Raw genomic sequence first — 21,009 nt, 5'->3', positions numbered from 1 at the left:
CAGCAGCGCGACGGCTGGGCGCTCTACGCTGGCAGGTCCTGGCCGGTGTTCGTCGGGGGTTCCCCTTCCGGGCGCTCTCCGGTCTCGATCGCGGCTAGCTCGGCGGCGACCTCTGGAGCCTCGGCGGCACCGATCCGGGTGAAGATCTCAACCGCCTCGCGCAGCAGGCTGGCCGCGTCGGCGGTCCGGCCGGCCGCGAGGGCGCAGCGGGCCAGTCCCGCGAGGGCGTGTGCCTCGTCCCATTCGCTGCCGATCTGCCGGGAGACGTCCAGCGACCGTCGATGTTGCTTCTCGGCACCCTCCAGATCCCCGCGGACCCGGCACAGCGTCCCGTAGTCGTTGAGTGCCTCGACCTCTCCGCCCCGGTTGCCGAGGGCGATGTAGAGGTCCAGGGCCTGCTCCAGCACGCGGGTCGCGCCCGGGTAGTCGCTGGTCAGCTGCCGCACGACCCCTAGATCGCTGAGCACGTTGGCTTGCCCGAGCCGGTTGCCGAGGGTGGTGAAGAGATCCAGGGACTGCTCCAGCATGGTGGTCGCGTCCGGGTAGTCCCCGACCTGTCGCCGCACGACCCCCAGATTGCGGAGGGCGCCGGCCTGCCCGAGCCGGTCGCCAAGACTGGTGTAGAGGTCCAGCGCCTGCTCCAGCACGCTGATCGCGCCCGGGTAGTCGTCGGTCAGCCGCCGCACGCCCCCAAGTCGCGGAGCGCGTTTGCCTGCCCGAGCCGGTCGCCAAGAGTGGTCAAGAGGTCCAGGGACTGCTCCAGCATGCTGGTCGCGCCCGGGTAGTCCCCGACCTGTCGCCGCACGACCCCCAAGTGCTGGAGCGCGTTCGCTTGCCCGAGCCGGTTGCCAAGGGTGGTGTAGAGGTCTAGGGCCTGCTCCAGCATGGTGGTCGCGCCCGGGTAGTCGTCGGTCAGCCGCCGCACGACCCCTAGATCGGTGAGCGCGTTGGCTTGCCCGAGCCGGTCGCCGAGGGTGGTGTAGAGGTCCAGCGCCTGCTCCAGCATGGTGGTCGCGCTAGGATAGTCGCCGCTCGCCCGCCGCACATCCCCCAAGTCGCGGAGCGCGTTTGCCTGCCCGAGCCGACGGCCGAGAGTGGTCAAGAGGTCCAGCGCCTGCTCCAGCACACTGGTCGCGCCCGGGTAGTCCGTGGTCAGCCGCCGAACGATCCCAAGGTCGTTGAGGGCGTTGGCTTGCCCGAGCCGGTCGCCGAGTCGTTGGGCGGTCTGGGCGGCGGTGGAATGGAGGGTGACCGCGTCGATCCAGGGGCCGTCTGTGCGCAGGATCGGGGCGAGAGCGGCGGTGAGCGCGACGATCCTGGCGGGCTGGTCGGTGTCGGTGGCGTGATCGAGGCAGGCGTGCAGATTGGGTCGTTCGGTGCGGGTCCAGGCCAGCGCGGTGGGGTGGTGGTCGTCGACCGGCGGCGCCGCGAACCGGGTCGCGCCCGTCGCGGCCCAATCGGGTCGGGGCACGGAGGCCAGGATGGTCGCGGCGCGGGTGGCGGTGTGCTGGTAGTAGTCCAGGACCCGGTCGAGGGCCTGCTCGCGTTCATCCTCGGGGAGCGTGGCGGCCAGGTCGCGGGTGTAGGCGCGGATGAGGTCGTGCATGCCGTAGCGGCGGCGGCCGGTCTCGGTGAGCAGGTTGTCGCGCCACAGTCCGTCCAGATGGGCGGTGGCGTCATCGAGGCTGGTCGCGGTCAGCGCGGCCGCGGCGTAAGGGTCGATGCTGGTTCCTGGGTGCAGGCCGAGCAGGGTCAGGAACCGGCGGCGGGTGGCCGGCAGGTACCGCATCGAGATGTCGAACGCGGCGGTCACGGTGGTCTGCTCGGCGGACAGGCGCAGCACGCTGTCGCGTGTTTCGGCGATCAGGTCGGCCATGGTCCAGGACGGGTGCTGGGTATAGACGCGGGCGAGGATCGCGATCGCCAGCGGCAGATACCCGCACAGGTCAACCAGTTCCCCGACCGCCGCGGGATCGCTGACCGGGCGTTCGGCCGACCGGATGAACATATCCTGGGCTTCCCGGTCGGAGAGCTGGTCCAGGCGTAGCGACGCGGGGCGGCCGGGCAGGTCTCCCAGCTGGCGGCGGCTGGTGATCAGGGTCAGACACGCCGGGTTACCAGGCAGCAGCGGTTGTACCTGGCTGGTGCTGGCGGCGTTGTCCAGCACCAGCAACACGGTCTTGGCCGCCATGCGGTCGCGCCACATCGCGGCCCGCCCGTCCAGGTCGGACGGTAGGTAGCGGGCGTCGACGCCGTCGGCGACCAGCAGTGTGGCCAGCGCGCCGGCCGGGTCGGTAGGCGCCAGCCCAGGGGTATGGGCGTGCAGGTCCAGGAAGAGTTGCCCGTCGGGAAACCGGTCGGCGAGCTGGTGGGCGGCGTGGACCGCGAGGGCGGTCTTGCCGATGCCGGGCATCCCGTCGATGGCGTGGATGGCCACGATCCCACTGGTGTCCGCGGCGTGCCGGACGGCGTCGGTGATCCTGCTCAGCTCGCCGCCACGGCCGGTGAACACCGTCGTGTCCCGGGGCAGGGTGCAGCGCGCGGGTTCCGGCAGCGGCGGCGGCAGCGCCGGGTACACGTTGAGGTCTCGCCCGATGTTGGTCTGGTCGCCGAAAGCGATGTACGCGTTGTTGCCAGCGTCGACATCGACGCGTGGATTGTCGTCGCCTGGCGCCGCGCTCGCCCGGTCGTCGCCGTCTGGTCCGGCCGGCGCTGTGGTTGTCACGGCCGGCCGAGGTTCTGGTCCCGGCCGATGTTGGTCTGGTCACCAAAGGCGGTGTAGGCGTTGTTGCCGGCGTCGATGTTGACCTGCTGGCCGTGGTCACCCAGGAGCGTCTGCACCCGCGCCTGCTCGGCCGGCTGGAGCGCGGGGGTCAGCACCTGGTCGAGGACCTCGCGCAGGGCGACAGCCAGGTCGGGGTCGGCGCGCAGCAGCCGGTGCAGCCGGGAGCGCCATTCGCCCGTGAGCGCGTCCTCGGCGTCCTGGTCGCCGGCGGCGCGGGCTTCCAGGACCTCCGCCCGGAGGACCTCCAGGTCACTGCCGATGTCCTCAATGGACCGGGTGCCGCGGGCGCCCCGCCACAAACCGGCCACCGCATCGCGTACCCGAGCCCAGCCATCGGTGGCGATCGCCTGCACCAGCGCCGTCCCGGCCGCGACCACGATTTCATCCATACAACACCCGCACCCTTGGCTTCCACCCACCGTGACGTCAGCGGCAGCCGACTGTAGCCAGGACGCCGCCGGAATGCCATCGGCAAGGTAGGTCGAAGCGACCGTCGAATGTGTCCGGTACCCGGCGGCTCGCACCCAGGGTCCGTTACGCAATAGATGATTTGTCACCGCGTTTCGAACCGGCGAGAGTAAACCGGGTGAGGTTTCTGCTTAGGAGGCTAGGCCCGCCGGCCGAGCTTCGCCGGCTCAGGGCCGTCGTTGAAAAGCTTCACGACGATCACGACGCCGTCCTCGGCGATGACGTTGCCAAGGACATGGCGGCAGTTCTCGCGGCGATGCCGGGGAAGAGTTGGGAGCCAGTCGCCCGGTTCCTGGTCGGCTGGCTTCGCATCGTGCGCGCACAGCGCGACGAGGCCGGCGCTGGCGGCCCCGAGCCCCACCCGGAGGTGCTCGCCGCCCTGGAGTTGATGCGACCGCTGGCGGACCTTCCCTTGAAGAGAATGCCCCCCGACCTGCGTGGGGTGTACGAGGGCACCCACGAGGTGTTCGGCACTCGGATCGTCGAGCGGGTCGCCCTCTGGAACGCACGACTCGCTGATTCGCTGAAGCGAATCTACCTGGGCGAGATCGCCCTGATGGCCGAGGCGGGCGAGGCCGCCCAGCAGGTCGAGCGGCTCTCGACCGACGATCACCCGAAGCTCGCCGAGCACTTGATCAACCTCGGCGCCTACGAGCGGTTGCGGCACGACACAGGGGCTGACGGGGCTGCGGTAGAGCACGCGGTGCGGCTAAGCCGTCGCGCCGTCGAGGCTTCGGCGCAGTCGCCGGTCCACGCGGAAGCGCTAGCCCTGCTAGCTAACAGCCTCGCCGCTCAGGCGAACGAGTCCCCGAGCGTCGAGGCCTACACCGAAGCCATCGCCGCGCACCACGCGGCCCTCGCCGCGCTGCCGGCCGACAGCCCGCACCGGGGTACGCTCCACGACACGTTGGCCCTGCTCGCCGGCAGCCTCGGCGGACAGGTGACCGAGTCCCCGAGCGTCGAAGCCTATACCCATGCCATCGCCGTGTACCGGGCCATCGTCGCCGCGCTGCCAACGGGCAGCCCGCACCGGGGTCCGCTGCGTGGCGGGCTCGCCGGCCTGCTCGCCGACATGGGCACCCGGATCAACGACGCCGATCTTGTTGGCGATGCGCTCGACCTGCTGCGCGAGGAGGGCGCTCACACCCGCGACGCATCCGCCGAGCTTCAGACGATGTACGCCATGTGCCTGATGGAGCACGCGACGCTGACCGGGCGACGGGCCGGCCTGTCCGAAGCCGTTGCCATCATGCGGCACCTGGTCACCACGACCGATGACCCCTCGGGCGAAATCCACTTCACCCTCGCCAACACCCTCGGCGCCCTCAACGACGAGGTCGGGGATCCGCGGTTGGGAGCCGAGGCGATCGCAGCCGCTCGCCAGGCGGTCGCCCGGCAGCCGATTCCCAAGCACTACAGCAACCTCGGGATGCGACTTCGAGAGCAGTATCAGCTGACCCAGCGGGCCGCGTACCTGGAAGAGGCGATCGGTGTGCTGCGCACCGCCGACGAGACCGGCACGGAGGACCGACTTCGACCCCGCCGTCTCGCCCGGCTCGGACACGCCTTGGCGCTGTGGGCTCAGCGCACCGGCGACGGGCAGGCACTGGAGGAAGCGATTCGCATCCTGACCCTCGCGCGGGAGCTGGCCTCGTCGGACGACTCGGATCTGGGGACAATCGCGGTCAACCTCGGGCTGGCGTACAACATCGCGTTTGACTGGAACTGGCCGGGCGCGAGGCAACTAGCCGTCACGGCGTCCCGAGCGGCGGTGGCCCTGCTGCCGGCTGGGCATGTCAAGCGAGGCCGGTACCTGGCGAACCTGGCGGGGTTGCTGGCCAGGGGCGAGGAGGCCGAGCGTGCTGAGGCGGTGCGGGTGCTGCGCGAGGCGCTGGCCGCCACCCAGGAAGACCAACCTGACCGCAGCCACGTGGAGAGCAACCTGGCCGCGACACTGCTCGACCAGTACCGCGCCGACCGCGACCCAGCCACGCTGGACGAAGCGGTGGCGCTTGCCCGTTCAGCGGGTGGCCGACGGTTCAAAGGCAACACAGAAGCTCGGCAGATGCTGGCCATCCTGCTGCTGGAGAAGGCGGCAGCCGGCGATCCCGGCAGCCGGCGTGAGGCGTTCGACCTGTGCCAGAGCATCGTGCGAGACCCATCGACCGCCCCGGCCGTCAGCGTCGACACCGCTTGCCTGTGGGCCCGAGGAGCAGCCGAGGGTGGCCTTTGGGCCGAGGCCACCACCGCGTTCTCCAGCGCGATCGGTCAGTTTCCGCAGCTGACCGCCCGCGAGCTGCTCCGCACCGACCGGGAGGCGCTGCTGGCCCGGCACACGTTCAGCGTGGCGAGCGACGCGGCAGCCTGCGCGCTTGAGCACGGCGATCCCGAGCTGGCGCTGGAGCTGCTGGAGGCCGGGCGTGGCATCCTGATCGGTCAGGCGCTGGAGTCGCGGACGGACCTCGACTTGCTCGCCACTCACGCGCCTGGTCTTGTCGGTGAGTTCGAGGCGCTCCGCGCGGAGATCGACGCGCTGGAGGCTACCTCTCATGGCGGCAAGCGCCCGGCCCCAGCGGCCTTTCGCGACTGGCGCCGGAGATGGAGTGCGTTTCTGTCTTCGGTCCGCGCCCAGCCGGGGCTCGAGCGATTCCAGCTGCCGGCGAGCTGCCGGGACCTGCTGTCAATGGCATCGGAAGGGCCGATCGCGGTCGTCAACGTCAGCCGGTACCGGTGCGACTGCCTGTTGCTGACCGCTGACGGGCTGACCGTGGTGCCGCTGCCGGAGCTGTCTTTGGAAGGGCTCGCCGTCCGCCTGATCAGCTTCATCGGCAGTGTTGACGCCCTCGGGCTGTCCGGGTCGGTTGCCGAACTGCGGGCCCGGGAACACCAGGCCGAGCAGACACTGGAGTGGCTATGGGACGCCGTGGCCGCGCCGGTGCTGGATGCGCTCGGCTTCGGCCAGGGCGACGAGGAGGGCCCGTGGCCACGGATCTGGTGGATGCCGACCGGACTATTGGCCCATCTGCCGTTGCACGCGGCGGGACGGCACCGTGAACCGGGCGCCAGCGTGCTCGACCGGGCGGTGTCTTCGTACGCGTCGACCCTCGCCGGGCTGCGGCGCGCCAGACGTGAGACCGCTGCCGTATCCGGTCGCGGAGTCATTGTCGCCGTGCCGGCTCCGGCGGGCCGGCTGCGGTTGCCAGAGACGGAACGGGAGGCGGCCGCGGTCGGCGCCCGATTCCCGGACGCGACGCTCCTGGTTGGACCGGCCGCCACGCGCGAAGCGGTCGTCACGGCGCTGCGTGACCACGATTGGGTCCACCTGGCCTGCCACGGCTATGCCGACATCCTGGACCCGGCCAGGAGCCGCCTGGAGTTGCACGACGGCCCGCTGCTGCTTAGAGACCTGTGGCAGCTGCGCCTACCGGCGAAATCGTTCGCGTTCCTCGCGGCCTGCGACTCCGCGCAGGGGGCAGCGCGTCATCCCGACGAGGCACTGCACCTGGCCGCGATGTTCCAGGCCGCCGGCCACCGGCATGTGGTCGGCTCGCTGTGGCGGATCGCGGACGACCTCGCCGTGCGGGTAGCCGAGGAGGTCTACGACCAGTTGGCCGTCACCGAGGCCGGGCCGCGCTTCGACGCGGTGCCGTTCGCCCTGCACCACGCCACTCGCCGGCTGCGCGGCGCGTATCGGCGCACGCCGTCACTGTGGGCTGCGTACGTGCACGCAGGTCCATGACCAAAGGCCGATCGCGTGCTCACCAGATCAGGTACCTTTGTGCATCCGTCGGTTGAGCCACCGGCCGGCGCGCTCTGGCGGCGTATCAGGCGGCACGCCCATCGCGTCGGCGAGGCCCGGCAGGTACAGGTCGACAACCGACTCGACGAGGTCGGCGTACGCGGCGGCTGCCAGCCGGCCGCGGCGCCAGGCCACTACGGCAGGCACCGCGCCGAGCAGCAGGAAGGGCCAGCTGACCGCCGCGAGCAGCCCGTACAGAACACCCCAGGCCAGCAGCGTCGCCGCGCCGGTGAACGCCGACCAGACGACGCGCAGCTCGGCGCGCTGCTCTTCCGACATCAGCAGCCACAGCCGCGGCCAGGCGACCGCGAGGTCCACCCCGTACTCCGCCATGACCAACGCCTGCGCCGCCGCGAACCGGTCACCGATCCAGGTGGGCCGCTGCGGCTCGACCAGCCCCACCCGGTTACGCCGCACGGCCAAGCTCGCCGCTGGCGTCGAACCCGGCGCGACCCCGCCACCCCGCTTGGCCAGCACCGCCGTTTCGTACGCTCGATGCCAGCGGTCCCACCGCCGGATCCGGTAGTTGAGCAGGGGGCGGCCGAGCGTGCCCGGCCAGTTGCCGAGCCACAGCAGGCGCACAGCCGTGGAGCCGGCCGAAGCCAGCAGAGCGACGCCGGCCGAGGCCAGCAGAACGCTCAACACCGCCAGCAAGGGATCCTTGCGCGCGGCGGCGGACAGCCGCGCCAGTTCTGCCTGGACAGTGGCCAGAACGTCAGCCGGCTGGTGACCGAGCGCCTGCGCGACGACGGCAGCCGCGCAGTACCCCAGCCCAGGCACCACAAGCAGCATCAGCCACCGCTCGGCCAGCTTCTTGCCAAGCTCGCTGAGGAACGGCTGCACCTCAGCCCTCCTCGAGCAACAGCGGCGTGCGTTTCAGCGCGCACTCCGGCACACTCGCTCCGGGCCGGCGCAGCCATGCGTACCCACACACTCCGAGCGGGCAGGTGTAGATCTCCGCGGTCGGCAGTCGCTCTCCTTGCCACTGTGACGGCATAGGGGGAAAGGCGAACGGATCCGAGCGCGGGCGCTTCACCGCCGGTATCCCCAGGCTGCTCAGCAGCTCACGCAGGGCGGCGCCGACATCGTCTCCGGCCCGCGCATCGCCGATCAGCTCATCCAGCCGCTCGGCGAGGCCTTCCTCCACAGCGAGGCCGCGCAGCGCGTCGAGGTCGTCGCAGAGTCGATGTCGCGGGGGTGCGGGGTCCACGGCGCCATGCTAACGACGCTTGTTGAGCCTGGCCGAAACCCCGTCGCCGAGAGGGACCAGGATGAATGACGTATTGATCGCCGCCCTCATCAGCGCTGGGGGAGCGATCGTCGCCCATCGCCGGGCGGAAGCATTCCACAATGCAGATTCGAGCTACCGCGATGATGCTCCTATGGATGTCAAGCGGCTAGTTCAAGATCGTTTGTTGTGATGTGTTGGTAGAGCTCGCGGGCGACGTATCGCTTGAGGCATCGGATGATTTCTTTCTTGGACAGGCCTTGCTTGGTGCGTCGTTCGGCGTAGGCGCGGGTGCGGGGGTCCCAGCGTAGGCGGGTGAGTACGACGCGGTAGAGGGCGGCGTTGGCTTGTCGGTCACCGCCGCGGTTGAGGCGGTGGCGGCTGGTTTTGCCGGAGCTGGCGGGGATGGGGCGGCGCCGCAGAGCATGGCGAACGCGGCTTCGGAGGTGAGTCGGTCGTGGTTTTCGCCGGCGGTGACCAGTAGTTGGCCGGCGACGTCGGGGCCGACGCCGTGGACAGCGAGCAGGTCGGGGTTGATGGCGGCCACGAGGGGTTCAAGTAGTTCGTCGAGGTCGGTGATCTCGGCGGACAGTTGCTGGTGACGGCGGGCCAGGCAGCGTAGGGCGAGCTTGACGGCAGTGGCCGGCGTGGCGGCGTCGGCCCGGTCGGGCCGCAGGGTGGCGCAGGTCGCGATCAACTGCTTGACGTTCAGGCCACGCAGTCGGGCGCGTAGTTCGTCGGGGCGGTGACGATCAGGGTTTTGATCTGGCGTTGGGTGTCGGCGCGTTGTTCGACCGCGCTGCGCCGGGCCACGCGTAGGTTGCGGAGGGCTTCGACGCGGCCGTCGCGTTGTTTGGGGGTTCCGGTGCGGTGGCCGGCCAGGGCGGTCTTGGCGGCTTGGACGGCGTCGATCGGGTCGGACTTGCCTTGCGAGCGGCGGGTCTTGCGGTCCGGGCGGTCGACCTCGATCACCTCGACGCCGGCGTTGCGTAGTTGGCGGGTCAGGCCGGCGCCGTAGGCGCCGGTGCCCTCCACCCCCACGCGGGCCAGTCGTCCGTGTCCGCGCATCCAGGCCAGCAGGGCCGTGTAGCCGGCTGTGGTGGCCGGGAACTGCTCAGTGCCGAGCACCCGTCCGACCAGGTCGATCACCGCGACGGTGTGCGTGTCGAGATGGGTGTCCACGCCACCGACGACCTCGATCGCGGCGGTGTCGGGTGTAATAGAGGGCATCGTCGTCCTGTCGTTCGTGACTGGGGGCAGGGCGGCACGCACCAGCCGGGCAACGCGGACAAGACAGAGACGGGGCCTCTAGCCAGGCTCCTATGAAGTCACAACGCCACGTCCAGTGAGTGCACGAGCACCTCCCGACCAGGGCCGACAGATCATCTTCCAAGACCCCAAGGTCAGTCCGCCGTCGGGTCAGACCCCGGACGGGAGGTGCTCACAAACATCATCTCTGTCCGCCGTGGTCCGGACCGCTGCTCCCGCGGCCTCACCCTCCGCGTCACACACCCACCGGTGCGCTCGGTGCCTTCGCTAGCGCGGGCCCGAGCGCTCCAAGATCCCGACAAAGTCCCTGATTTTGCTGCCTCGACCTTCGCAGTCCGATCTGTCTCAGGTCGTGGCGGGCATCCACGGTGCGAGCTGCGTGGGGTCGGCGACGGCGGACTCGACCTCGCGGCGTTCCTGCGCGGTGAGGACCAGTTGGCTCAGCCTGGCTCCCCATTCCGGTACTCGCTCCGGCTGCTCCAGCGCCGTGGACAGCTCGATGAGCACGGCCAGCGCCACCGCCTGGTCCACCGTCGACGCGCTGTCGCCGTGGCGGCGCAGCCCTGAGTTCAACGCGCGGAACGCGGCGAGGTCGTCGTGCTTGAACTCGCGCAGGATCCGCGCGTTGTCCAGGACCCGGGCGAGCCCTTGAAGTTGCTTGGATCCGCCGTACTCCAGCTCCGCCGGCTCGTCGCGCTGGATGAAGATGATCGAGTTTCCGGACGGGTCCATGACGGTGAACCGTGAGGCGCCGGGGCGGTACCGCGTGATCCGGGGCAGTCCTTTGGCGAGTACCTTCCCGTAGGTGCTGCGCATGGCTTCGGTGAATGCCGCGTGGTAAGGCGCGACCGCGTCGACCATCACCAGGCATCCGCCGGTCTGCTCCTGGGCCGGGTCTATGCCGCTGGCCGCGCGCCCGTAGTGCAGTTCGAACCCGCTCCACCGGAACGCCAGGTACAGGTAGGGCTTTGTCTGTTCGTAGGTCGTGGCGAAGCCCAGGGCGCGCCAGAAGGCCAGGGTCTCCTCCGGCGCGACGCAGGAAAGCAGCGGCACGGTGGTCTCGTTGGGCTGGACACTTCCGTCAAGCATGGATCGCACCTCATCGTTCGACGGGAACGGCGACGCCGCAGTCTGCCAAATCCGCAACCAGCGCGCACATGAACGAAACCGGTTGCCCGACCGAACCCATAGACGTCTGTGCCGAGCCCGGACCCGACCGGACTAGGGTTACGGCAAGTTGGCGACGTCCGGGGGAACGATGCAGCTCACAATGACGGTTGTCGACCTGTCGTACGCGCGGCGGGCCGACGTGCTCGTCGAAGCGGCGGCCGAGGCCACTGTGGACAGTGTGGCGCGGGAGCTCGGCCGGCTTGTGCGCGGCGGGAGCGGACCCGACGGGGTTCCACCGGTCATGTACGTCGATGGGCGCCCGGTCGATCCGCGGCTTCCGGTAGCCGCGGCGCCGCTGCGCGAGGGCACGGTGGTGAGCCTGGACGACCCGGCGGGGTGCCCGCCGCCGGAGCCGGCGGGCACGGTCGAGTTGCGGGTGACCGGCGGTCCACAGTCCGGAACCGTGTACCGGCTCGGGCCGGGTGACGTCGTGGTCGGGGCGGGGCCGGCGGCGGGCATCCGGGTGACCGACCCGTACCTGGCTGGCGCGGCCTTCACACTCGCCGTCGACCCGGCCGGTCAGTGCACGGTGACGATCGCCGCCGACGGTGCGGCGCGGCTGGACGGCCAGAGCGTCACTGACCAGACGCCGTGGCCGTTCGGTGCTCAGCTCGCCGTGGGAGCCAGCCTGTTCGAGGTAGCCGTCCCCACCCGCCCCGACGCGGTGCTGCACGTCTCGGCGGACGGCGTGGGCCTGGACTACAACAGGCCGCCCCGGGTCCGGCCGCGCCGGCCGCAGACCCGGTTCCGGCTGCCGCTACGGCCGAAGCAGAACGAGTCCGGCGCGATGCCGATCGTGATGGCGTTGTCTCCGCTGGTGCTGGCCGTGGGCACCGCCGCGGTGCTCCGGACGTGGGCGTACCTGTTGATCGGGATCCTCAGTCCGATCGCCATGCTGGTGCACTACGCCATCGAGCGCCGCCAGGGCCGGAAGTCGTTCGGCCGGCAGGTCCGGGAGTACGAGGCGCTGCGCGAGCGGATCGAGTCCGATGCCCGGCAGGCCCTGGCCGCGGAGCGGGCGCTGCGCCGCCGCGATCACCCGGATCCCGCGCAGGTGCTGCTCACCGCCGTCGGCCCGCGAGCCGCGTTGTGGGAACGGCGCCGGTTCGACCCGGATTTCCTGACCGTGCGGCTGGGCACCGGCGAGGTGGACTCCGGCGTACGGCTGGAGGATCCGGAGGCCGTCGAGCACCAGCGTGAGACGGTCCGGAGGCTGGGCGACTCGCCAGTGGTCGTACCGCTGCGGGACGTCGGCGTACTGGGCGTCGCTGGCGCCGGTGACCTGCCGCGGTCGGCGGGCCGCTGGATCGTCGGCCAGCTGGCGGCGCTGCACAGTCCGCGAGACATGCAGATCTGGCTGCTCACGGACCCGGCCGGCCAGCCGAGCTGGGAGTGGGTGCGGTGGTTGCCGCACGCCCGCGCGACCGGCGGCGACCAGGAGGCGGTGCTGATCGGCACCGACGACGAGTCCACGTACCGGCGGGTCACCGAGCTGACCACGGTGCTGGCCGCGCGTCAGCGGGCTGCCCGCGCATCCGGCTCACCGGCCGGCGCCCCGCCCGGCCAGGCGGACCTGGTGGTGGTCCTCGACGGCGCCCGCCGGCTGCGCGGGCTACCAGGCATGGTGCAGATCCTCGCCGAGGGTCCGGCGGTCGGCATCTACGCGGTCTGCCTGGAGGAGGACGAGCGGCGGCTGCCGGCGGAGTGCCAGGCGGTGGCCGTCGAGGAGGGCGCGGCGCTGCGGGTCGAGCAGGCGCGGGTCGACCCGATGGAGCAGGTCCGACCCGACCTCGTCCCATCCGGCTGGGGCGAACGCGTCGCGCGGGCACTGGCGCCGGTACGCGACATCAGCGACCAGGACGAGGAGGCCCGCCTTCCGGACAGCGTGCGCCTGCTCGACGTGCTCGGCCTCGAGCCGCCGGACGCGGCGGCGGTGGCCGCCCGCTGGTCGGCCGGCGGCCGGTCCACCCGCGCGGTCGTCGGCATCGGGCTGGACGGGTTGTTCCCGCTCGACATCTCCGGCGACAGCCGCCACGGCGACGGCCCGCACGGGCTGGTCGCGGGGACCACCGGTTCAGGCAAGTCCGAGCTGTTGCAGACGCTCATCGCCGCGCTCGCCGTGGCGAATCGGCCGGACGAGATGACGTTCGTACTCGTCGACTACAAGGGCGGCTCGGCGTTCAAAGACTGCGCGAAGCTGCCGCACACGGTCGGCATGGTGACCGACCTCGACGGGCACCTGACCGCGCGGGCGCTGGAGTCGCTCGCCGCCGAGCTGCGCCGCCGGGAGCGGCTCGTGTTCGAGGCCGACACCAACGGCATCGAGGGCTACCTCGCGCTGCGCGACTCTGGCCGCGCGCTGGAGCCCATGCCCCGCCTGGTGATCGTCATCGACGAGTTCGCCTCGCTCGTGGCCGAGCTGCCCGACTTCGTGGCCGGCCTGGTCGACATCGCCCGGCGCGGCCGCTCGCTCGGCGTACACCTGCTGCTCGCCACCCAGCGGCCAGCCGGCGTGGTGACCGCGGACATCCGGGCCAACACCAACCTGCGGATCGCCCTGCGGGTCACCGACGCGGCGGACTCGTCGGACGTCATCGACGTGCCGGACGCCGCGCGCATCTCGCGGGCCACGCCTGGCCGCCTTTACCTGCGTTCTGGCACCAAGCCGCTCCAGGTCGTCCAGTCGGCCCGGATCGGCGGGTACCGGCCGCGGTCGCGGACCGGCGCGCCGCCACCGGTACGCGTCGCGGTGGTGCCGTGGCAGCGGCTCGGCTCCGGGCTTACGCCCGCACCCGCATCGGCCGACGACGAGCAGAGCCTCGTCACCGACCTCGCCGTCCTGGTGGAGGCGATCGGCGAGGCAGCCCGGTCGGCGGGTATCCCGCCGCAGGCGAGCCCGTGGCTCCCACCGCTGCCCGATACGGTCACCCTTGAGGAGTTGAGACCAGAGCAACGGTACGAGGGAGAGGTCGCCCCGATACCGTTCGGCCTAACCGATCTTCCGGCCGCCCAGGCGCGTACCGTACTCGCGCTGGACCTGGTGCGCGGCGGGCATCTGGTGGTGGCCGGTTCGCCGCAGACCGGGCGGTCCACTGTGCTGCGGACGATCGCCGGATCCGTCGCCGCGCACGCCGCGCCCATCGACGTCCACCTGTACGGCATCGACTGCGGCGCGAACGCCCTGCTCCCGCTGGTGGCGCTGCCGCACTGCGGTGCGGTGGTCGGGCGGGACCAGGTCGAGCGGATGGAGCGGCTACTCGGCCGGCTGCACGCGGAGGTCGCCCGCCGGCAGCAGGCGCTCGCCGCCGCCGGCTTCTCCGGCCTGGCGGAGCAGCGCGCGGCGGTACCGCCTGAGCAGCGCCTGCCGTGGATGCTGCTGTTGCTGGACCGGTGGGAGGGTTTCCTCGGCGCGTACGAGAGCTACGACTACGGGAGGTTGGTGGAGAGCGCGATCCAGTTGCTGCGCGAGGGGCCCGCGGTCGGCCTGCGGGCGGTGGTGACCGGCGACCGCAGCGCGCTCGTCGGGCAGATCTCCACCATCTTCGAGCAGCGCCTGGTGTTGCAGATGGCCGAGCCGTCGGACTACGGCTATGCGGGCATCAACGAACGGCATGTGCCCGCGCACATGCCGCCGGGCCGGGCGGTGGAGCTGGCCGGCGTGGCTGGCGCCCTCAGGGAGAGCCAGATCGCGCTGCTCGATCCCGACCCCGCCGGTGCTGAGCTGACCGCGCTCGCTGGGGTGCCGGACGGCCAGCTCCCGCCAGCCTCCGGTGCCGCCCAGGTCGCCGCCTTGCACCGGCTGGCGCGTGAGGCGACGGAGCGACACGGGACGCTGCCCCGCCCCCTGCGCCCGCTGCACGTCGACCCGCTGCCGGTCCGGGTCACCACGGGCCAGGCACACGCCGCGGACCCGGGCTTCGCGCCCCCGTCGCCCCTGTGGGCGCTGGTCGGGGTCGGCGGTGACGAGCTGGGACCGGTCGGGTTGGACCTGCTCGCCGAGGGACCGGCGGCCGTGGTCGCCGGCCCGCCCCGGTCTGGAAGGTCGACCGCGGTGCTGACCATGGTGGACTCGCTGCGCGCGCGGCAGGTGCCGGTGGTGGTCGTGACCCCGCGCCGGTCGCCGCTGCGCGACCTCGCCGGCGCCCCCGGCGTGCTCGGCGTGCTGGAGGCCGACGCCGACCGGGACGCGCTCCGTGCCGCGATCGGCGGGCAGCGGTCGTACGTGGTAGTCGTGGACGACGCCGAGCTGCTACGCGACACGCCGCTGGACGACGAGCTCGCCGACGTGCTGCGCGAGGCGCGCGACGGCGAGCACGGGATGATCGTCGCGGGCCTCACCGACGACCTGAAGAACGCCTACCGAGGGTTCGCGGCCGACGCGCTGCGGTCCCGGTCGGGTCTGCTGCTCGCGGTGCAGTCGGCGGACGACGGCGACATCCTCGGCGTCCGCCTACCTCGCAACGCCGGCACCGGCGGCCCGATCGGCCGCGCCACCCTGGTCCGGCTCAGCGTCCCCATGCCCGTCCAGGTCGCCCTGCCTGACTGATCCGGCCTACCCGGTTTTGGGTTTCTCGGCATCCGGGACACTTTCCTGGGCAGCCGCGCCACAAACCGGGCCGTCATCGTCGACAGCTGCTACAGCGGCCGTGCGATCGGCGTCACCCTCGCCGAGCGGGTCGCGGCCGGCTGCGCCAAGCCCAAGGCCAGGGCGGCCGCCCTCGCCGCCGTCGCGCGGCTGCTGTGCGACCTGCGGGCGGCGGCGGGCTGACGACCGCGTGCCGCGCAGTCGCGTACGTCCAGGGGCGTAGTCGGCGCGGGGTGACATGGGCGTTCTGACGTAGGCGCCGCCGCCTGTGAACGGACGACCTGGCGGCGTCCGGACGGAAGCATCGGATTGTCATCCATCGAGGGAGGATCCGATGACGGTTACCCTGACCAGCACCGACGAGCGCTTGGCGCCGGCCCGTGCCCGGCCCGGTGTGCTTGGCCGCCTCGGGGAGTGGCCTTCCGCCGGCGGGCCGGGTGCTGCTGGCGTGGTTGGCGGCGCTCGCGATCGCGTTCGGGCTGTCGGCCGCGTTCGGCGGCGAATTCACGGCCGACTACTCGGCGCCCGGCTCCGACTCCAAGCAGGCTCAGGACCTGCTGGCACAGCGGTTTCCCGTGCGGGCCGGCGAGAGCGTCGACGTCGTGGTGCGCGCGGACGCCGCGGTGACCGACCCCGTGGTACGCGCTGAGGTGGCCACCCTGCTCGACGAGCTGGCTGGCCTGCCGCACGTGACCGCCGCCGACGACCCGTACGCGTCACCCGGCGGCGTCTCCCCGGACGGCCACACGCTGCTGGCCAGGCTGAGCCTCGATGTGGCGATACCGGCGGACATGCCGGTCGCCGACACCGAACGCCTCCTCGGCGCGGCCGAGGCCGCCAGCCGGCCGGGACTGGAGGTCGCGCTCGGCGGGCAGGTGATCCAGGAAGCCGAGGCGAACGAGGTCGGCTCGGAGGGTATCGGCCTGCTGGTGGCGGCCGTCATCCTGCTGGTCATGTTCGGCACGGTGGTCGCCGCGGGCCTGCCGATCGGCGTGGCCGTCGCCGGGCTGGCGGTCAGTGGTGTCCTCACTGGACTCGTCACGGCGTTGTTCGACGTACCCAACTGGGCGCCGATTCTGGGCTCGATGCTGGGGATCGCCCTCGGCATCGACTACGCCCTGCTGATGGTGACCCGGTTTCGGGAGTGGCGCGCGGCCGGCCTGGACCCGGAGGCCGCCACGGTGGCCACAATGGACACCGCGGGCCGCGCGGTGCTGGTCGCCGGCGGCACCGTGATGGTGAGCATGCTGGGGCTGTTCGCGATGGGGCTGGCCTTCATGCGGGGGGCCGCCGCCGTCACGATGGTGGCCGTCTTCGTGGTGCTGGCCGCGTCCGTCACGCTCTTCCCCGCGCTACTGGGCTACCTGGGCAGGTGGATCGACCGGCTGCGCGTGCCGCTGGTGCCGCGGCCGGCGGCCCAGGCGCGACCGGCGGGCGCCTGGGCATGGTGGGGCCGGCTGGTGCGCCGGCATCGCGTGGTGGCCGTGCTGACCGGGGTGGCGGCACTGCTCGCCCTGGCCACACCGTTTTTGGGAGTCAACTTCGGCTTCCCGGACGCCGGCAACGACGCTGAGGGCACGTCCAGCCGGCGTTCGTACGACGCGGTCGCCGCGGCATTCGGGCCAGGCTCCAACGGTCCGCTGTTGGTGGTCGCCGACCCGGCCGTCGCCGAACGCCTGAGCGCCGATCTCGCCGGCACGCCGGGCGTCGCGGCGGTGTCGCCGGTACAGGTCAACCCCGCCGGAGACACAGCGGTGCTCTCGGTGATACCGCTGACGGGACCGCAGGAGGCCGCCACCCAGGACCTCGTGCGAACCATCCGCGACCGCGTGATCCCGGCCGCGACCGCCGGCACGGGCAGCGAGGCACATGTGGGTGGCATGACCGCGACCGCGATCGACAGCAACACCGACCTCGCCGCGCGGCTGCCGCTGCTCATCGGCGGTGTGGTGCTGCTCTCGATGCTCCTGCTGATGCTCGCCTTCCGCAGCGTCCTGATCCCGCTCACCGCGGCGGTACTGAACCTGCTGTCGGTCGTCGCGGCGTACGGCGTCGTGGCCTTGACGCTGGAGGGAGGCTGGCTCGGTAAGCTGATCGGCATCGACACCGCGACACCGCTCGCCGGGTTCGTGCCGGTACTGATGTTCGCCGTCCTCTTTGGACTATCCATGGACTACCAGGTGTTCCTGCTCAGCCGGATGCGCGAGACCTGGGTGCGTACGTTGAGCAACGAGCGCGCGGTGAGCGTGGGCCTCGCCAGCACCGGACGGGTGATCACCGCCGCGGCGGCCATCATGATCGCGGTGTTCGCCGCCTTTGTGCCCGTCTCGGATGTCGCGGTCAAGGCGCTCGGTTTCGGCATGGCGGTGGCGATCCTCATCGACGTGACCGTGGTGCGGATGCTGCTCGTACCCGCCGCGATGCACCTGCTGGGCCGGGCCAACTGGTGGCTGCCCGGGCCCATGGAGCGGCACCTGCCGCAGCTGCACGTGGAGGGCCGGGCGCACCACGCGCCAGCCACCGTCTCCTCTTAGGACGGATGCCGGCGCGGCCCCGACCGGACAGTCGGGGCCGCGCGTCAGCCGGCGGATGGTGGGATGGCCGCGACGAGGCCGCCGTCGATGACGAGGTCTTGGCCCGTGATGTACGAGGATTCGGCGGAGGCGAGGAACGCGACGGCGGCAGCGACGTCCTCGGCGGTGCCGAGCCGGCCCACGACGACGTTGGGTACCACGGCGGCCTGCTCCTCGTCGGAGAGGGCGTCGTGGAACATCGGGGTCGTGATGTATCCCGGGCTGACGGAGTTGACCCGGATAGCTCGGTGTCCCAGCTCGGCCGCGAGCGTGTGGGCCAGGTTGTGGACGGCGGCCTTCGTGGCGGCGTAGACCGAACTCCCGGGCAGGCCTCGATGTAGCGTCCAGGACGCGTTGACGACGATGGCCGCCCCGTCGGACAGCAAGGGCAGCGTGCGTTGGATGGTGAAGTAGACACCCTTGAAGTTGGTCCCGGCGATGCGGTCGAATTCGCTTTCCGTCACGTCGGCGAGTGGCGCGAAGGAGGCGACGCCGGCGTTGGCGAAGAGCACGTCGAGCCGCCCGTACCGGCCGCGAATCGCCGCGGTGAGCGCGTCCAGGTCAGCGAGGTTGGCGGCATCGCCGGGTACCGCGAGCACGCGCTCGCCGCCTGCCAGCTGCTCGACCGCGGCGTCAAGCCGAGACCTGTCGCGCCCGGTGATCACCACGTCGGCGCCCTCGACGAGCAGCCGGCGCGCCGTAGCCAGACCCATCCCGCTTGTGCCGCCGGTGATGAGTGCGACCTTGTCGCGGAAACGAGAAGCGCTGTGCGTCATGGGTTCAGCGTGCTGCCGCACCGGTGGGGCAACCAGTGCGCGCGTATCAGGGGTGTGCCACCACCAGGCTCAGACAGACACCGCGAGAGTCTGAGACAGCCGCCGGAGGCGATCCTCGGTGGCGGTGCCGGGGCGCGGGCTGTACACCTCGAGGCGCCAGTCAGGGTGGTCGGCGACCAGCAGCGCGGTCTTGTCGAAAATCAGATCGCCGACCGCCGGAGGGTGTACCGCCTTGACCGCCGCGCCGTGTACGGCCACATCGTGGCGCTCCCACAGCGTGCCGAACTCCGCACTGGCCGCGCGTAGCTCGGCCACCACACGGTCGAATCCCGGATCGCCGACCGCTTGTGCCGCGTCCGCACGGAACGCCGCGACGACCGAGGGCGCCACGGCCGCCCAGTGGACGTGCATCCGGCGGTACCGCTCGTCGGTGAAGAACGCGACAAGGCAGTTGCGACTCTGCTCGTCGAGGCCGAACACCGCGCGCGCGGTGTCGTTGAGAGCCAGCAGATTCCAGTACCTGTCCAGGAGCATCGCCGGCCGCGGCGCCCACCCCTCCAGCAGGTCATGAAGCTCCGGGGCACCGCGGCATCGCGCGTGCCCCGCACGCGTGGGGCATTGAGCCCGGCCAGCGCGTACAGGTGCACGCGCTCGGCTTCGGAAAGCCGCAACGCACGAGCGACCGCGTCCAGAACCTCGGCGGAAACGGTGATGTCCCGGCCCTGCTCGAGCCAGGTGTACCAGGAGACGCCGACCCCGGCGAGCGCCGCGACCTCTTCACGCCGAAGCCCCGGCGTCCGCCGCCGGCCAGCGGCCACCATCCCTACATCAGCGGGCGTGAGACGTGCCCGCCGCGTACGCAGAAAGTCACGCAGCTGCTCCCGACGCCGCACCGAAGATCGAGACACATCGGCCATGCTCCACACTAGCAAAGTTGATCACGACCGAATTAGCTCGCGGTGGCCAGGGAGTCCAGGGCGATCGCGGCCTCCAGTGAGATCAGGCGCGAGTTCTGCAGCGCGGCTACCTCCCAGCGGTCGTTCTGCCACACCGTGGCGAAAAGCTGCATGGAGTATCGGCTCGGCAGCGGCTCCTGCTCGCCCGGCATCAGCAGGCCGACGCGGTGGTGCACCACGCCGCAACCCGGCTGCACGAGCCGGGCGAACGGCACCTCGCCCCGCACCAGCCGGGAGCCCTTCAGCACCGTGTCGAAGATTGGCTGATGGAACGCGACCATCTGCTCGCGTCCTTTGTGGATGGTTCCCTCGAAGTCCACGAACTCGGCGTCGTCCGCGAAATCGGCGAAGAACGCGGTGGCGTCACCGCTGTTCCATGCCTCGTTCATCCGGGCCGGGATGGCGCTCATCGCCTCGACCGACTGTTCCATGGGATCGCCTTTCTGCGCTTGAGCCACCATCCTCGCCGGGCTGGCCCGCGCGCGCCTTGACCACCCGCGCATGGTTGTTGGATGTGAGCGCCGCCGGGTTGTACCCGTATGTGGCCTTGAACAGCCGACTGAAGTGCGCCGGATCGGCGAACCCCCAGCCAGCGGCGACGGCCGCGACGGTGCGGTCGGTCCGGGCCAGGTCCGCGTGGCACCGCTCCAGGCGGCGCTGGCGGATCAGGGCCGCCACCGTCAGCGGCTCGTCCTCGAAAAGCTTGTGCAGGCGGCGTACGGACATGTGGTGCGCCGCGGCCACCTTCGCCGGGGCCAGATCCCGGTCGGCCAACCTCGCCTCGATGAAACCGGCGATCCGGGCGCGTAGCGCCTCGTCGGGAGCTGGACGCGAATCGCCCAACTGGGCCGACAGCGCCACCGCGATCAGCTCGATCACCGCGGTCGCCGACCGCGCCGCCTCGTCGGCGCGAAACCCGCTCACCGAACGCGCCAGATCCCGGGCGAGCGAGGACACCAGGGCGGCGGGACCGCGGTCGCCACGAATGCGTACCCCGGCCAGCCGGGCGGCGTCGTCCGGTCCGAGCCGCAGCGAACGCCGCGGTACCAGCATGGTCACGCTCCTGGTCGCGGTGCTGGCGAACCGGACCGGCCGCACCGGGTCGATCAGGACCAGGTCGGCGGGCCCGAGCTCGGCGGTACTGCCGGCCTGCTCGGCGCGTACCCGTCCCCGCGTCACCAGGTCGATCTGCCACAGCTCTTCATCGGGGGCGCGGGCGGAGCGCGCGTCCCGGAAGCACTCGCCCTCCGGGGTGACCAGCTCGACCAGCCGCAAGGGCCCCAGGTCGGCGGTCACGACGCCGGCGCGGAAGTCGTCGTCACTGCTGTGTCGCCGGCTGTGCAGGGGCGGCAGGCCGCTCGCAGCGAGGGCCTCCACGAAGGTCTCGACGCTGGTCATGC

14 protein-coding genes and 2 pseudogenes are annotated in these 21,009 nt (G+C 71.5%); 3 read left to right on the top strand and 13 right to left on the bottom strand.

Annotated elements, in window-relative coordinates:
- Positions 1-23: 23 nt before the first annotated feature.
- From Pflav_RS15795 to Pflav_RS15780, 4 genes are all read right to left on the bottom strand, one after another.
- Positions 24-686, bottom strand: coding sequence for a tetratricopeptide repeat protein (locus Pflav_RS15795; protein WP_173036849.1), 663 nt, complete (start codon positions 684-686; stop codon positions 24-26).
- A complete protein-coding gene (locus Pflav_RS15790) occupies positions 674-2,725 on the bottom strand; it encodes a tetratricopeptide repeat protein (protein WP_173036848.1) in 2,052 nt (683 codons plus the stop codon). Before Pflav_RS15790 ends, Pflav_RS15795 begins: the two co-directional genes overlap by 13 nt.
- Positions 2,722-3,174, bottom strand: coding sequence for a hypothetical protein (locus Pflav_RS15785; protein WP_173036847.1), 453 nt, complete (start codon positions 3,172-3,174; stop codon positions 2,722-2,724). Before Pflav_RS15785 ends, Pflav_RS15790 begins: the two co-directional genes overlap by 4 nt.
- Before the next feature lie 218 nt (positions 3,175-3,392).
- Positions 3,393-3,614: a hypothetical protein gene (locus Pflav_RS15780; RefSeq protein ID WP_173036846.1), complete on the bottom strand. Its 222-nt coding sequence runs from the start codon at positions 3,612-3,614 to the stop codon at positions 3,393-3,395.
- Positions 3,615-3,674: 60 nt separating this feature from the next.
- Here Pflav_RS15780 and Pflav_RS15775 point away from each other — a divergent pair, with 60 nt between their 5' ends.
- The gene (locus tag Pflav_RS15775; protein ID WP_232072685.1) at positions 3,675-6,992 is read left to right on the top strand and encodes a CHAT domain-containing protein; all 3,318 of its coding nucleotides are present in this window, start codon (positions 3,675-3,677) and stop codon (positions 6,990-6,992) included.
- Between the two features lie 27 nt (positions 6,993-7,019).
- On the opposite strand, the gene Pflav_RS15770 is transcribed toward Pflav_RS15775, so the two are convergent.
- The 4 genes and pseudogenes from Pflav_RS15770 to Pflav_RS15755 form a co-directional block, all read right to left on the bottom strand.
- Positions 7,020-7,895: a hypothetical protein gene (locus tag Pflav_RS15770; protein ID WP_173036844.1), complete on the bottom strand. Its 876-nt coding sequence runs from the start codon at positions 7,893-7,895 to the stop codon at positions 7,020-7,022.
- 1 nt (position 7,896) lies between these two features.
- Positions 7,897-8,262, bottom strand: coding sequence for a hypothetical protein (locus tag Pflav_RS15765; protein WP_173036843.1), 366 nt, complete (start codon positions 8,260-8,262; stop codon positions 7,897-7,899).
- Positions 8,263-8,441: 179 nt separating this feature from the next.
- Positions 8,442-9,510, bottom strand: a pseudogene (locus Pflav_RS15760) (IS110 family RNA-guided transposase).
- A 384-nt stretch (positions 9,511-9,894) separates the two neighbouring features.
- Positions 9,895-10,638, bottom strand: coding sequence for a VOC family protein (locus Pflav_RS15755; RefSeq protein WP_173036842.1), 744 nt, complete (start codon positions 10,636-10,638; stop codon positions 9,895-9,897).
- Positions 10,639-10,819: 181 nt separating this feature from the next.
- Here Pflav_RS15755 and Pflav_RS15750 point away from each other — a divergent pair, with 181 nt between their 5' ends.
- Together Pflav_RS15750 and Pflav_RS15745 are read left to right on the top strand one after the other, a co-directional pair.
- On the top strand, positions 10,820-15,265 hold the full coding sequence (locus Pflav_RS15750) for an FtsK/SpoIIIE domain-containing protein (RefSeq protein ID WP_232071471.1): 4,446 nt from the start codon (positions 10,820-10,822) through the stop codon (positions 15,263-15,265).
- A gap of 419 nt (positions 15,266-15,684) precedes the next feature.
- Positions 15,685-17,838 carry an MMPL family transporter gene (locus Pflav_RS15745; protein ID WP_173036840.1) on the top strand — a complete coding sequence of 718 codons (2,154 nt, stop codon included), beginning with the start codon at positions 15,685-15,687 and terminating at the stop codon, positions 17,836-17,838.
- Between the two features lie 44 nt (positions 17,839-17,882).
- Here Pflav_RS15745 and Pflav_RS15740 read toward each other — a convergent pair whose 3' ends face one another.
- From Pflav_RS15740 to Pflav_RS15725, 5 genes and pseudogenes are all read right to left on the bottom strand, one after another.
- A complete protein-coding gene (locus Pflav_RS15740; protein ID WP_173036839.1) occupies positions 17,883-18,653 on the bottom strand; it encodes a glucose 1-dehydrogenase in 771 nt (256 codons plus the stop codon).
- 69 nt (positions 18,654-18,722) lie between these two features.
- Positions 18,723-19,187, bottom strand: a complete 465-nt coding sequence (locus Pflav_RS45635) for an MmyB family transcriptional regulator (RefSeq protein ID WP_232071470.1) — start codon at positions 19,185-19,187, stop codon at positions 18,723-18,725.
- Between the two features lie 164 nt (positions 19,188-19,351).
- A pseudogene (locus Pflav_RS45630) lies at positions 19,352-19,474 on the bottom strand (helix-turn-helix domain-containing protein); the annotation flags it as partial.
- Positions 19,475-19,602: 128 nt separating this feature from the next.
- Positions 19,603-20,040, bottom strand: coding sequence for an SgcJ/EcaC family oxidoreductase (locus Pflav_RS15730; RefSeq protein WP_173036838.1), 438 nt, complete (start codon positions 20,038-20,040; stop codon positions 19,603-19,605).
- The gene (locus tag Pflav_RS15725) at positions 19,973-21,007 is read right to left on the bottom strand and encodes a helix-turn-helix domain-containing protein (RefSeq protein ID WP_173036837.1); all 1,035 of its coding nucleotides are present in this window, start codon (positions 21,005-21,007) and stop codon (positions 19,973-19,975) included. The genes Pflav_RS15730 and Pflav_RS15725 overlap by 68 nt, the downstream gene beginning before the upstream one ends.
- Between the last annotated feature and the right edge of the window lie 2 nt (positions 21,008-21,009).

Origin of the sequence: Phytohabitans flavus, assembly GCF_011764545.1 — a bacterium.
Classification (GTDB): domain Bacteria; phylum Actinomycetota; class Actinomycetes; order Mycobacteriales; family Micromonosporaceae; genus Phytohabitans; species Phytohabitans flavus.
This window is presented reverse-complemented; position numbering and strand designations above follow the sequence as displayed.

Coding starts and splice junctions, on each gene's coding strand:
- Pflav_RS15740 (WP_173036839.1), bottom strand. CDS start 18,653: ATGACGCACAGCGCTTCTCGTTTCCGCGACAAGGTCGCACTCATCACC.
- Pflav_RS15755 (WP_173036842.1), bottom strand. CDS start 10,638: ATGCTTGACGGAAGTGTCCAGCCCAACGAGACCACCGTGCCGCTGCTT.
- Pflav_RS15775 (WP_232072685.1), top strand. CDS start 3,675: ATGCCCCCCGACCTGCGTGGGGTGTACGAGGGCACCCACGAGGTGTTC.
- Pflav_RS15750 (WP_232071471.1), top strand. CDS start 10,820: ATGACGGTTGTCGACCTGTCGTACGCGCGGCGGGCCGACGTGCTCGTC.
- Pflav_RS15730 (WP_173036838.1), bottom strand. CDS start 20,040: ATGGAACAGTCGGTCGAGGCGATGAGCGCCATCCCGGCCCGGATGAAC.
- Pflav_RS15785 (WP_173036847.1), bottom strand. CDS start 3,174: ATGGATGAAATCGTGGTCGCGGCCGGGACGGCGCTGGTGCAGGCGATC.
- Pflav_RS45635 (WP_232071470.1), bottom strand. CDS start 19,187: ATGCTCCTGGACAGGTACTGGAATCTGCTGGCTCTCAACGACACCGCG.
- Pflav_RS15725 (WP_173036837.1), bottom strand. CDS start 21,007: ATGACCAGCGTCGAGACCTTCGTGGAGGCCCTCGCTGCGAGCGGCCTG.